The following is a 12372-nucleotide window of genomic DNA, read 5'->3' as shown; positions in this document are numbered from 1 at the left end:
ATTTACACCCTTGTTGAAATCTATACATATATGCTGATCGCCTACGTGCTGCTGTCCTGGCTGCCTGCTGCAAGAGACAGCTTTGTCGGCGAAATCCTCGGGAAGCTGTGTGAGCCTTACCTGGGAATTTTCCGTCGCTTCATCCCTCCAATTGGCGGAATGATCGATATTTCTCCCATCATCGCTTTGATCGCGCTAAGATTTGTCGGCGAAGGCATCCGGGCGATTGTGAACTTTTTTGTATAGGTGATTGGAATTGAGCGTAGATAACATTTACTCGCATTTTCACCCGGATGAACACCGCTTTGTGGATAAGGCTGCGGAGTGGGTCGCCAAGGCGGAGCAGCATGACGCGAAGCTAACGGATTTTTTGGATCCGCGGCAAGCTTTTATTGTAGAATCGTTAGTGAACCGAAGTATGGACGTGCAGGTGCGGTTTGACGGAGGGCATGACGGCGCGGAACGAAGAAGAGCGCTCATCGCTCCGGACTACCGGGTGCTGGATGACGAGGACATGGGAATCAGTCTGATCGCAGTATCTTCGCTGGATGATAAGCTGAAGGAGCTGGATCACAGCGATTACATGGGAGCTATTCTGGCACTCGGGATGAAAAGGGACAAAATAGGCGATATTCATGTATCGGATTCGGGCTGTCATTTCCTCGTAGCAAGCGAGGTAGCGGACTATATGCGGCTTAATCTGCAGCAGGTGCACCGGGTGCATGTGCAGACGGAAGCTCTGCCGCTGGAGAAGCTTCAGGCCGCGGACACGAAGCTGGAGGACATCAACCTGTCCGTCGCCTCCATGAGGCTGGATGGGATCGTGAGCGACGTGTACCATTTGAGCCGTGCCAAAATCTTGATTCCGATCAAAGCCGGTCGGTGCAAGGTGAATTGGAAGCAAGAGGAGGATCCGAGCAAGCCGCTGAAAGCGGGTGATGTCGTATCAATGCAAGGATTCGGACGGTTTAAGGTGCTGGAAGTTGAAGGCGTAACTAAAAAAGGAAGATTTCGAGTGAAAGTCGGCAAATATGTATAATTGCCGATTTTTTTACCTCATGGGATTGCGGCAGGTTAAAGCGATAAAGCATCGAGAACGATGGAATTACATTTTTTTACGAAACAATGCAGGAAAATGAAGGCTGCTGTCGAATATAGCATTACGCGTCTGACAAGTACTTAATCGGGATGTTGCAAAATATTCAGGAGGTGCAGCAATGGCTTTAACACCGTTGGATATACATAATAAAGAATTTGGCCGTTCGTTCCGCGGTTATGATGAAGATCAGGTAAACGAATTTCTCGATCAAGTGATTAAAGATTACGAAGCGCTTATTCGTGAGAACAAGGATTTGCAAAATCAGCTGGCGACGATTCAAGAGCGGCTGGATCATTTTGCCAATATCGAGGAAACGTTGAGCAAAACGATCATCATCGCTCAAGAAGCTGCTGACGAAGTGAAATCGAATTCCAAGAAGGAAGCGCAGTTGATTATAAAAGAAGCGGAAAAGAACGCAGATCGTATTATCAACGAATCGCTGGCAAAATCGCGCAAAATTGCAGTGGAAATCGAGGAGCTGAAGAAGCAGGCTTCGATTTATCGTACACGTTTTCGCACCTTGCTGGAGGCTCAGCTGGAGCTGTTGGGCAAAGAAGACTGGAGCTCCCTGGAACGGATGGAACTCGAGCATTCCTAATCGGCCGTAGTTCCATTGTGGGCTAAGTTGACTAGGCCTTATTTATTCGCTATACTCCGTAATAGTAAAGTAAAAGATAGCTAAAGCGTTGACTGGGACGAGTACTTTATCTCATGCATGGTTCAGCGAGTCGGGAGCTTGGTGGAAGCCCGTCCTGTGCAGTAAAGGAATATCACCCATGAGCGTCTCTTGAAAACCAGTAAAGAAGATCGGATGATCCCGTTATCGATCGTTGAGCGAAGGCATATTGTCCGGCAACCGGTTCATTGTAGTATATGACACTGGAGCGGCAGCGATAGCCTTAATCAGGGTGGTACCGCGAGACTTCTCGTCCCTATGGGGATGCGAGGTCTTTTTTTCATGAATGGAGAAACAGAAGAAGCGAAAGGATTGAAGGAACGATGGATTATGGTAAAACGTTAAATCTGCTGCAGACCGAATTTCCGATGCGCGGTAATTTGCCGCAAGCTGAGCCTAAAATGCAGGAGCATTGGAATGAAATCGATATTTACCGTATGGTGCAGGAAAGCCGCAAAGGCAAGCCGAAATTTATTTTACACGACGGGCCTCCCTATGCGAATGGAGATATCCATATCGGCCATGCAATGAATAAGATCTTGAAGGACATTATCGTTCGGTTCAAAACGATGCAAGGGTTCGACGCGCCTTATGTACCGGGCTGGGATACACACGGCTTGCCGATCGAGCAAGCTATCGCTAACGGCGGTAAAGTGGACCGCAAAAAGATGAGCGTGCATGAGTTCCGCGAATATTGTAAGGAATATGCGCTGCAATGGGTGGAGAAGCAAAAGGGGCAATTCCGTCGTCTCGGGATTCGCGGCGATTGGGACAACCCGTATATTACGCTTCAGCCGAAATACGAGGCTCAACAAATTCGCGTGTTTGGGCAAATGGTGAATAAGGGCTACATTTACAAAGGATTAAAGCCGGTATATTGGTCTCCTTCTTCCGAGAGCGCACTGGCCGAAGCGGAGATTGAGTATAAGGATAAGCAATCGACTTCCATTTATGTCGCTTTTCAAGTGAAAGACGGCAAAGGCAAGCTGCCGGAAGATGCGTCTATCGTCATTTGGACAACGACTCCTTGGACGCTGCCTGCGAACCTAGGGATCAGCTTGCACCCTGAATTTGACTATGCTCTCGTACAAGCCGACGGCAGAAAGTTCGTGCTTGCGGCAGGTCTGCTGGAAGCGGCATCCAAAGAAATCGGATGGACAGATGTAGAAGTGCTGTCGCAATATAAGGGCAGCGAGCTGGAGCATGTGCTGTGCCAGCATCCGTTCTATGACCGCACGTCGCTGGTTATGGTAGGCGAGCACGTTACGCTTGAAGCCGGAACTGGCTGCGTACATACGGCTCCGGGCCACGGTGAGGACGACTTCGTTATTGGTCAACGCTACAATCTGGGCGTATTGTGCCCGGTTGACGATCAAGGGCATTTTACAGCGGAAGCTCCTGGCTTTGAAGGCATGTTTTACGAGAAGGGCAACAAGATTATTACCGACAAGCTTCAAGAATCCGGACATCTGCTGCACATGAGCACGATTCAGCATCAATATCCGCATGACTGGCGGACGAAGAAGCCGGTTATTTTCCGTGCTACCGAGCAATGGTTTGCCTCGGTCGATAAATTCCGTCAAGAGATGCTCGACGAAATCAAACGGATTAACTGGACGCCTAACTGGGGCGAAGTGCGGCTGCACAATATGATTGCCGACCGGGGAGACTGGTGTATTTCCCGTCAGCGCGTATGGGGCGTTCCGATCCCGATCTTCTACTGCCGCAGCTGTAACGAGCCGCTGGTAAACAACGACACGATCGAGCATGTGGCTCAATTGTTTGAAAAGGAAGGCTCCAACGCCTGGTTCCAAAAAGACGAAAGCGAGCTGCTGCCGAGCGGCGCGGTTTGCTCGAAATGCGGACACGACCATTTCCGCAAGGAAACGGACATCATGGACGTTTGGTTCGATTCCGGCTCCAGCCATGCAGCCGTTCTCGAAACTCGCGACGAGCTGCAGTGGCCTGCCGATCTGTATTTGGAAGGCTCCGACCAATACCGCGGCTGGTATAACTCTTCCCTGATTACTGGCGTAGCCGTACGCGGTCAAGCGCCTTACAAAGGCATTTTGAGCCATGGCTTCACGTTGGACGGAGAGGGCCGCAAAATGTCGAAGTCGTTGGGGAATACCGTGGACCCTAACCAGGTTTGCGATAAGCTCGGTGCCGATATTTTGCGCTTGTGGGTTTCGTCGGTCGATTATCAGGCGGATGTTCGTATCTCTGATAATATTTTGAGTCAAATTACGGAAGTGTACCGGAAGATTCGCAATACGCTTCGCTTCCTGCTTGGAAACTTGTCCGATTTCAATCCGGCAGCCGACCGCTTAGCGGCAAGTGAAATGAGCGAGCTTGACCGGTTTGCAATGATCCGATTGAACCGGATGATCGAGCGGGTCATGAAAGCTTATGACGCCTACGAATTCCACATCGTGTACCAAGCAGTCCATCATTTCTGCGCAGTAGAGATGAGCGCGTTCTATCTTGACATCTGCAAAGACCGCCTGTATGCAAGCGCTCCGGCTGATGCTGGACGAAAAGCGGCGCAAACGGTATTATATGATGCGCTCACGGCAATAACTAAATTGATTGCTCCAATTCTGCCTCATACAGCGGATGAAGTGTGGAAGTATATTCCAGGTGTTGAGCTGGCCAGCGTACAGCTGAGCGAGGCTCCACAAACCGATAGCTCCTTGTTTGATGAAGCGGTAGAGAGCAAATGGGAGCAATTCATCGCCGTTCGCGATGATGTTCTGAAGGCGCTCGAAGCGGCGCGCAAGGAAAAAGTAATCGGTAACTCTCTCGGTGCTTCCGTTCATGTGTACCCTGATGCAGCAACGCACCAGCTGCTGCAAGGCTTCGAACAATTGGATCAATTGTTCATCGTATCCGACGTCGTTGTTCACGAAGCGGGTACAGCCGCTCCTGAAGGCGCACATGCGTACAAAGGACATTCGGTGAAAATTGAAGTGGCAGAAGGCGAGAAATGCGAGCGCTGCTGGATTGTCACACCGGAAGTCGGTCACGATCATGAGCATCCGACGCTGTGCAAACGCTGCGCGGGAGTTATCAAGCTGAACACCGGTGCTTAAGTTATAAGCGGGCGCCCGGCAAGACTCTTCAACAGTCTTGCCGGTTCGCTCGTTACTTTGGTTATAGTGGAGGAAGCTGGTCAAGAATCCTAACAGCGAAATATGTGGGATGGATGGGGCTTTTAAATATCGAAATTAGAAGTCAGCAACACTGGACCTTAATCATAATAATTTTCGTCTTCTATCGATTGCTCGGGTTCCAGCAAGCCCTCACCTTCGCCATTGTGCATGTAGTCCTGATAGGCTCTGTTTCTTACAACGGTGACGTGTTGTCCGTACATGTCCGTAGCCAAAAAGCTTTCAAAGGATTCCACATAGCCGTAGGTTTCTTCGGCCTCTACTTCCATATCGTTATAATCGTCCGATACGTTAGGATTTTCAGCCATTGCCGGGCTGTTGGAGGTACCCCAGCTTTCGACGATCTGCCATGCATCTTCGCCGTCGAACTGGTTTTGCTCCGGAAGCTCGTCCAGGCTTGTTCGGCCGAAAGGCGGTGCCAAAAGCTGTTCTTCCACCGGACGCCTTTGAGACAAGCTCGGATCCGGCACATGCTCAACGCAATAAGCGGTCGATGGAATGGCTTTGAGTCGTTCATAGGATATAGGTGCTCCGCACGTGCGGCAGTAGCCGTATTCACCCTTCTCGATCCGTGACAAGGCATCATTGACATCCATCAGATGGCGTTCCCGGTTTTCATGCAAGGCAATGTCCTTGCTTCGTTCAAACATTTCGGAGCCTACATCGGCCGGATGATTGTCATTGGTCGATAGTTCGCCGGTTTGGTCGCGCATGGAATCGTGAAGACCGAAATGATCGTTTTCTTGCATATGCGTTTCGAGCCATTGCCGTTCTTCCTGAAGCATGGTTTCCAATTGTTCCAGCTGACGGGAATCCAATGAGTTCGGGTGATTCGTCATAAGAGACGCCTCCTTTTAGAAATCACAATACTCCTATTTTTTGCGGGAGCTTTTCTTTTTACATAGGAAAATCATTGTATCCCAGGAAGCGATAAGGAGATGAAACATTGATTTATTACATCTATGCAGTGATCGTGCTGATTTTGGACCAGGTTACCAAGTGGCTCATTGTCAACAATATGACGATTGGCGAGTCGCGGCCGGTCATCGGCGAGTTTTTCCAAATAACATCCCACAGAAACCGCGGGGCCGCATTTGGCATTTTGCAGGAGCAGCGCTGGTTCTTTATCGTCATTACGATCATTATCGCTGCGGGAGTGATTTGGTATTTGCAAAAAACGCGCAAGGAAGGCCGCAAATTGCTTCCTTTCGCTTTGGGCTTGCTGCTTGGCGGCGCATTGGGCAATTTTATCGACCGGGCTTTGTTCGGAGAAGTCGTCGATTTCCTGCAATTCCGGTTTCAATTCAATTGGTTCGGAACTCATGTAGATTATACGTATCCGATCTTTAATGTGGCCGATTCCGCTATCGTGGTTGGAGTCATTCTCATTTTCGTCGATTCGTTAATCAGCTGGAGAAATGAAAAGAAAGGCGCGTAACGAAAATGTCAGTTTCCGATCAGGATCAAGAACAAATGGATAATACGCTGGAATGGACAGCGGAAGCCGGAGACCGCGGCGAGAGGATCGACAAATTCATTACCGAATCGCTGGAGGAGGAGGTCTCGCGAACTCAGGTCCAGCAATGGATCAAGGACGGGTATCTCAAAGTAAACGGCGGCGAAGTGAAAGCGAACTACAAGCTGGCTGAAGGCGACAAGCTGCTGCTGACGATACCGGAGCCTGAGGAGCTGCGTCTGGAGCCTGAAGCGATTCCTCTCGATGTAGTGTACGAAGACTCGGATGTCATCGTAGTCAACAAACCGCGGGGACTCGTAGTCCATCCTGCGCCTGGCCATTACAGCGGCACGTTAGTGAATGCCCTGTTGTATCATTGCAAGGACTTGTCCGGTATTAACGGTGTAATGAGGCCGGGCATTGTGCACCGCATCGACAAGGACACGTCCGGCTTGCTGATGGCGGCCAAAAACGACCTGGCTCATGCCTCTCTCGCCGCGCAGTTGAAGGAGCATTCGGTCAACCGCAAATATTTGGCTGTAGTTCACGGGAACGTTGCTCACGATCATGGCACTATCGAGGCTCCGATCGGGCGCGATCCCCATGACCGCAAGCTGTACACCGTGACGGAGAAGAATAGTAAGCGTGCGGTCACCCATTTTGTCGTTCTGGAGCGGTTCGGCGATTACACTCTGGTGGAGCTGAAGCTCGAAACCGGCCGTACGCATCAGATTCGGGTTCATATGAAGTTCATCGGGCATCCTCTGGCAGGGGACCCTGCCTATGGTCCGGCCAAAAACAAAAGCATCACAATGGAAGGACAGGCGCTGCATGCGGCGATCCTAGGATTTGTTCATCCAAGAACGGGAGAGCAGCTGCAGTTTGAGGCTGAAATGCCCGAGGATATGAAGCATCTGCTTCATGTGCTAAAAAATCGATAAGGACGGATCGAAGTCATGGAACATTTGATTAACCCCAAGGTTAAGGATATTCAAATTTCGGGAATCCGGAAAATCTCCAATCTGGTCAGCACGTATAAGGATGCACTTACCTTAACGATCGGTCAGCCGGACTTTCCGACTCCGGATCATATTATGACGGCCGCCAAAGCAGCGATTGATGCGCACAAAACAACGTACACCCCTAACCCGGGAATGCTGGAGCTGCGTCAAGCCGCCGCGGCCTTCGTGAAAGGCAAATATGACCTTACATATAAGCCGGAGACGGAAGTCATAGTAACGACCGGGGCCAGCCAAGCGCTTGATATTACGCTTAGAACCATTTTGGAGCCGGGCAGCGAGGTGATCTTGCCGGGACCGATTTATCCGGGGTATGAGCCGCTGGTGCGTTTGTGCGGTGGAGAGCCCATTTATGTCGATACAAGAGCAAACGGGTTTAAACTGACGGCGGACCTGCTGGAGCCTCACATAACGGAAAAAACGCGATGCATCATTTTGTGCTATCCGTCCAACCCGACAGGCCGGGTGCTGAGCGAGGAAGAGCTGAACGAGATTGCGCGGCTGCTTGAGAGCAAATCCATTTTTGTAATCTCCGATGAAATTTACAGCGAACTTATATATGATCAGCCTCATAAATCATTGGCGACTATCGGTACGATGAGAGAGAAGACAATTGTCATTAACGGGCTGTCTAAATCGCATTCGATGACCGGCTGGCGTATTGGATTTACATTCGCACCTGAGTATTTGTCGCAGCATATGGTAAAGGTTCATCAATATAATGTGACTTGTGCCAGCTCGATCAGCCAATATGCGGCTCTGGAGGCATTGACCAACGGTGTGGACGATGCGCTTCCAATGAAGCAAGCTTACATTCAACGTAGAGATTACGTCTATGACAGGTTGACGAAGATGGGATTTGAATTGGAGAAGCCGGAGGGAGCCTTTTATTTGTTCCCTTCGATCGAACGGTTCAAGCTAAGCTCCATGGATTTCACGATGAAGCTGCTGGAAGAGCAGCGGGTTGCTGTCGTTCCGGGCGATGCGTTCTCCATTTATGGCGAAGGATATATCCGTATTTCGTACGCTTATGCAATGGAAGTGCTCGAGCAAGCAATGGATCGCATGGAGACCTTCGTGCGCACATTATAAAAAGGAGGATGCAGGGAAGTGATTCCTGCGTCCTTTTTCTTTTTACCGGGCAACAATAATTTAAGCGGAAGAAAAAGGGGATTGACGTGAAACCAAAAGGTTTCGTATAATACAAAATGAAACCAAAAGGTTTCGCATTTAGTTGCATCAAAGAAGCAATCTTATTGTTGAAGAAAGGAACCGCTATTCATGAATGAGGCGTTACTGAAGAAGCTTCGCTACAAAGAGGGAAGAGCCCTGGTAGTCAACGCTCCTGCAGGGTACAAGCTGGGAGTAGAGGGCACGGATACAGCGGAGGGGTTGTACGAGTTTGTGCAGCTGTTTGTAAGCAATGCGGAGGAATTGAAGGAGCGGCTTCCTCAGGTTACACCGTTGTTGAAGGAGGATGCATTGTTCTGGATCACTTATCCGAAGCAAAGCTCGAAGCTCAAAACGGATATTAACCGGGATGTTTTATTCACACTGGTCGCCGAGCTGTCTCCATACCGGTGTGTCAGCAACGTAGCCGTCGATGAGACATGGTCTGCGCTGCGGTTTCGTCATCAGGATAAAGTAAAAACGAAAAATTAGGAGGATGTTTATGAGCACTAATACCGTACCCGATATTCGTCAAACCGTTACATTGAATGCACCGATTCAAAAAGTCTGGAGTGCAGTGGCAACCGCCGATGGAATAGGCGCCTGGTTTATGCCGAACAATTTCGAGCCTGTGCTCGGATACGAGTTCCATTTGAAAGCCGGTCCTTTCGGCGATTCGCCTTGCAAAGTAACGGAGCTTGACCCGCCAACACGGCTTTCCTTCACATGGGGGAAAGACTGGACGCTTACCTTTGAACTAACCGAGCTCGAAGGCAAGACCGAATTCACCCTGATTCATTCCGGATGGGATATAGATAAAGTAACCGAATTCGGTGAAACGCACCAAGTCGTGCACGAAAGAATGTCCAACGGCTGGATCGGTATCGTGCAAAAGCTGAGAACGATCATTGAAGACTCGCAATGAGCTCCGCTTCGCCCAAGGTTGATGTATTCCAGGCGATTGCCGATCCGACGCGGCGGAAGTTGTTAAATCTGCTGGTGGAGGAGGAGAAGCCCGTTACGGTACTCAGCAGCCATTTCCCAATGAGCCGAACCGCCGTATCGAAGCATCTTCGCATCTTGTCGGATGCAGGTCTTGTGAAGGAAAGAAAGGTAGGGCGCGAGACGCGTTACCGGCTGGATACCGAGCCGCTGCTTGAATTGAAGCGCTGGCTTGCCTTCTACGAGAGGTACTGGGAGAATAAGATGGCCGCGCTCAAACGGTTTGTTGAGGCCGATGAAAGTGGTCCATCGTCTGGAACGATCGAACTGGTGGAGAATCGTAAGCCGTCGGAGAGCGGGGGAGAATGACCGAACGGATCGCTCTGTTCCGTATGTACTGACGTAAAAAAACGGATGTATGAACGACTCTGGTACTCGGTCGTTTGAAGGTCATAATATAAAACCGCTCATGGAGAGGATTGGAGTAAGTAATATGTATCCATCCTCGTCAATGAGCGGTTTTGTTTATTGTTGTTCGTCCGACTTCCAACGGAAGTATCGGCTTATGGTGTTGATAGCTAGGTCGATAGCCTGTTCATTAGGCTCGATCTTGGCATGATGCAAGCCGTAAGGAGTATCGACGCCGAGCCAGAACATGAATCCGGGGATTGTCTCCAGGAAGTAGCCGAAGTCCTCGCCTGTCATCGCTTCGGTGCATTCAATGACCTGCATGAGCCCGTTGTCGCGAACCCAGTCCATGAATTCCGCCGTCGTCTCCGCATGGTTGAATACTTGCCGGTAGTTCGCCCCGTAATCGATATCGACCTTGCATTGGAACGCGGTTTCCATACCGGCTGTCAACGCTTCGATGCGGGATTTAATCAAAGTCATTGTTTCCGCGGACAAGGTGCGGATCGTTCCTTCAAGACGCGCCTTCTCTGCGATGATATTTTGCTTGGTGCCGCCGTCGATCTTACCGATGGTAATAACGGCCGAATCCAACGGATTGACATTGCGCGATACGATCGTCTGCAACTGGGTGACAAGCTGACAAGCTGCGATAACCATATCATTGGCATTATGCGGAAACGCGGCGTGCCCGCCTTTGCCCGTCAGGTCAATGAACAGCTCGGACGTATTGGCGAACAAAATGCCAGGCTTGGTCGCTATAGTCCCGACAGGATATTCGGGAGCAACATGAAGCGCTACGATCTGATCCGGCATCCAATCTCGAAGCTCCTCACATTCAAGCATCGGCTTTGCGCCGCCCGGCCCTTCCTCTGCGGGCTGGAAGATGAATGTGATATCGTCTCGGATCGGCTGATTGACGATATGGGTCAATACGCCAAGTCCGATAGACATATGCACATCGTGTCCGCACGCGTGCATATAGCCCGGATGGGTGGAGCGGAACTCATAGCCCGTATCCTCCGCAATCGGAAGTCCGTCCATATCGGCACGATACCCTAATCGGCGGGTTGGCGCCGTGCCTTTGACGTTAACAAGTATGCCTGTTCGCCAAGTGCGGACTTCGATTCTCTCCTGGGGGAGTGTGCTGATATAATCGAGCAAATATTGCTGTGTCTTGAATTCGGCAAAGCCAGCTTCGGGAATTTGATGCAGGTCGCGCCGAATGGATACGAACCGGCTTGGCGATGCGACAGTGCTAGTTGTAGAGTTAGACATGTAAAGAGCTCCTCCTAAGCAGGATGGTATTACGATTGTACTTCATACGCACAGCGCGTAATCGCGCAAAATTTCTATCCTTGACGCAGCGTATTCCTTAAAAGCAGATGATCCTATACAAAAAGCCCGGCGATAATCGCCGGGCCCTTGCTGAGGGCACCTAGCCTTACAGGGTGCGCAGGTCTTGAAGAATTTCCGTTTTGGACTTCGTTTTAGCGTCAACGGTTTTGATCACGCGAGCTGGAGCTCCGGCAACAACCGTATTTTCTGGAACGTCGACAGTTACTACTGCGCCAGCTGCTACTACGGAGCCTTTGCCGATACGAACGCCTTCGAGGATAACCGCGTTAGCGCCTACGAGCACGTCGTCTTCGATAACAACCGGTTGAGCTGATGGAGGCTCGATAACTCCGGCAACAACAGAACCGGCGCCGATATGGCACATAGCTCCGATTTTGGCGCGGCCGCCTACTACCACGTTCATGTCGATCATAGTGCCGGCACCGATGGATGCGCCGATGTTGATCGAAGCGCCCATCATGATAATGGCATTGTCGCCGATAGCTACTTTATCACGGATAATAGCGCCCGGCTCGATGCGAGCGTTGATGTTTTTCAAATCCAGCATAGGGATGGCGGAGTTGCGGCGGTCGTTCTCAACGACATAATCTTCGATTTTGGCTTGGTTCTCGTCCAAAATGCGCTTTACTTCCGTCCACTCGCCGAATACGACGCCGCTTTTGCCGGAAATAAACGATTGTACGGCGGAGCCGAAGTCAATGGATTCCAGATCGCCTTTTACATATACTTTCACTGGGGTTTTTTTCGTGCTGGTTTTAATAAAATTGATAACTTCTTCTGTGTTCATTTCCAACATCTTAGGTTCCAACTCCTTATGTAAAATAACGGGTGACCGTCCATATGCCGCCCGGTGAAATCATTCCTTTTCTTTATAGCATAAAAGCGGGGTTCTAGCAATGCGCCTCGACATACATCGACAGTTGCTATTGACAGCGGGTGTCGAACATGGGATAATGCTTGTAACTGAATAGCACCTTTAAAATCAGTCCAGAGAGGCTGGCAAGGTGAACGATTGGATGGAACGGGATTCCAGAGATAAGCAGCAGTCTGTGCGTACAGACTCTCTATCCCCA

Annotated in this window: 13 protein-coding genes and 1 other annotated feature; of the genes, 10 read left to right on the top strand and 3 right to left on the bottom strand. The window is 50.3% G+C overall.

Annotation, left to right across the window (positions count from 1 at the left end):
- Nucleotides 1-30: 30 nt before the first annotated feature.
- The 4 genes from DVH26_RS25740 to ileS all read left to right on the top strand — a co-directional run bounded on the left by DVH26_RS25740 (nucleotide 31) and on the right by ileS (nucleotide 4867).
- Nucleotides 31-246, top strand: a complete 216-nt coding sequence (locus DVH26_RS25740) for a YggT family protein (protein WP_481857620.1) — start codon at nucleotides 31-33, stop codon at nucleotides 244-246.
- Between the two features lie 10 nt (nucleotides 247-256).
- Nucleotides 257-1039: a YlmH family RNA-binding protein gene (locus tag DVH26_RS25735; protein WP_239626919.1), complete on the top strand. Its 783-nt coding sequence runs from the start codon at nucleotides 257-259 to the stop codon at nucleotides 1037-1039.
- 178 nt (nucleotides 1040-1217) lie between these two features.
- Entirely contained in the window at nucleotides 1218-1697 is a 480-nt protein-coding gene (locus tag DVH26_RS25730; RefSeq protein ID WP_239626916.1) for a DivIVA domain-containing protein, read from the top strand.
- A 79-nt stretch (nucleotides 1698-1776) separates the two neighbouring features.
- Nucleotides 1777-2036: a binding site (T-box leader), on the top strand.
- Between the two features lie 62 nt (nucleotides 2037-2098).
- Nucleotides 2099-4867: an isoleucine--tRNA ligase gene (gene ileS / locus DVH26_RS25725; protein WP_239626914.1), complete on the top strand. Its 2769-nt coding sequence runs from the start codon at nucleotides 2099-2101 to the stop codon at nucleotides 4865-4867.
- A gap of 158 nt (nucleotides 4868-5025) precedes the next feature.
- On the opposite strand, the gene DVH26_RS25720 is transcribed toward ileS, so the two are convergent.
- Entirely contained in the window at nucleotides 5026-5784 is a 759-nt protein-coding gene (locus DVH26_RS25720; RefSeq protein ID WP_239626912.1) for a TraR/DksA C4-type zinc finger protein, read from the bottom strand.
- A gap of 107 nt (nucleotides 5785-5891) precedes the next feature.
- Between DVH26_RS25720 and lspA the strand changes: the two genes are divergently transcribed.
- From lspA to DVH26_RS25690, 6 genes are all read left to right on the top strand, one after another.
- Nucleotides 5892-6383, top strand: a complete 492-nt coding sequence (gene lspA, locus DVH26_RS25715; RefSeq protein ID WP_239626910.1) for a signal peptidase II — start codon at nucleotides 5892-5894, stop codon at nucleotides 6381-6383.
- A gap of 35 nt (nucleotides 6384-6418) precedes the next feature.
- On the top strand, nucleotides 6419-7342 hold the full coding sequence (locus DVH26_RS25710; RefSeq protein ID WP_239635489.1) for an RluA family pseudouridine synthase: 924 nt from the start codon (nucleotides 6419-6421) through the stop codon (nucleotides 7340-7342).
- Nucleotides 7343-7357: 15 nt separating this feature from the next.
- Nucleotides 7358-8512 carry an aminotransferase A gene (locus DVH26_RS25705; RefSeq protein WP_239626908.1) on the top strand — a complete coding sequence of 385 codons (1155 nt, stop codon included), beginning with the start codon at nucleotides 7358-7360 and terminating at the stop codon, nucleotides 8510-8512.
- A gap of 189 nt (nucleotides 8513-8701) precedes the next feature.
- The gene (locus DVH26_RS25700; protein WP_239626906.1) at nucleotides 8702-9082 is read left to right on the top strand and encodes a hypothetical protein; all 381 of its coding nucleotides are present in this window, start codon (nucleotides 8702-8704) and stop codon (nucleotides 9080-9082) included.
- A 4-nt stretch (nucleotides 9083-9086) separates the two neighbouring features.
- Nucleotides 9087-9515 (top strand): SRPBCC family protein, encoded by a 429-nt coding sequence (locus DVH26_RS25695; RefSeq protein ID WP_379454540.1) that lies wholly within the window; start codon nucleotides 9087-9089, stop codon nucleotides 9513-9515.
- Entirely contained in the window at nucleotides 9512-9901 is a 390-nt protein-coding gene (locus DVH26_RS25690) for an ArsR/SmtB family transcription factor (RefSeq protein ID WP_239626901.1), read from the top strand. Before DVH26_RS25695 ends, DVH26_RS25690 begins: the two co-directional genes overlap by 4 nt.
- A gap of 156 nt (nucleotides 9902-10057) precedes the next feature.
- Here the strand turns inward: DVH26_RS25690 and DVH26_RS25685 are convergent, their stop codons facing one another.
- Entirely contained in the window at nucleotides 10058-11218 is a 1161-nt protein-coding gene (locus DVH26_RS25685) for an N-acetyldiaminopimelate deacetylase (protein ID WP_239626899.1), read from the bottom strand.
- A gap of 166 nt (nucleotides 11219-11384) precedes the next feature.
- Nucleotides 11385-12095, bottom strand: a complete 711-nt coding sequence (gene dapD, locus DVH26_RS25680) for a 2,3,4,5-tetrahydropyridine-2,6-dicarboxylate N-acetyltransferase (protein ID WP_239626896.1) — start codon at nucleotides 12093-12095, stop codon at nucleotides 11385-11387.
- Nucleotides 12096-12372: the final 277 nt, after the last annotated feature.

Origin of the sequence: Paenibacillus sp. H1-7, from assembly GCF_022354825.1 — a bacterium.
In the GTDB taxonomy this organism is placed as follows: domain Bacteria; phylum Bacillota; class Bacilli; order Paenibacillales; family NBRC-103111; genus Paenibacillus_S.
This window is presented reverse-complemented; position numbering and strand designations above follow the sequence as displayed.

Coding starts and splice junctions, on each gene's coding strand:
- DVH26_RS25740 (WP_481857620.1), top strand. CDS start 31: ATGCTGATCGCCTACGTGCTGCTGTCCTGGCTGCCTGCTGCAAGAGAC.
- DVH26_RS25730 (WP_239626916.1), top strand. CDS start 1,218: ATGGCTTTAACACCGTTGGATATACATAATAAAGAATTTGGCCGTTCG.
- ileS (WP_239626914.1), top strand. CDS start 2,099: ATGGATTATGGTAAAACGTTAAATCTGCTGCAGACCGAATTTCCGATG.
- DVH26_RS25720 (WP_239626912.1), bottom strand. CDS start 5,784: ATGACGAATCACCCGAACTCATTGGATTCCCGTCAGCTGGAACAATTG.
- DVH26_RS25710 (WP_239635489.1), top strand. CDS start 6,419: ATGGATAATACGCTGGAATGGACAGCGGAAGCCGGAGACCGCGGCGAG.
- DVH26_RS25705 (WP_239626908.1), top strand. CDS start 7,358: ATGGAACATTTGATTAACCCCAAGGTTAAGGATATTCAAATTTCGGGA.
- DVH26_RS25700 (WP_239626906.1), top strand. CDS start 8,702: ATGAATGAGGCGTTACTGAAGAAGCTTCGCTACAAAGAGGGAAGAGCC.
- DVH26_RS25695 (WP_379454540.1), top strand. CDS start 9,087: ATGTTTATGAGCACTAATACCGTACCCGATATTCGTCAAACCGTTACA.
- DVH26_RS25690 (WP_239626901.1), top strand. CDS start 9,512: ATGAGCTCCGCTTCGCCCAAGGTTGATGTATTCCAGGCGATTGCCGAT.
- DVH26_RS25685 (WP_239626899.1), bottom strand. CDS start 11,218: ATGTCTAACTCTACAACTAGCACTGTCGCATCGCCAAGCCGGTTCGTA.
- dapD (WP_239626896.1), bottom strand. CDS start 12,095: ATGTTGGAAATGAACACAGAAGAAGTTATCAATTTTATTAAAACCAGC.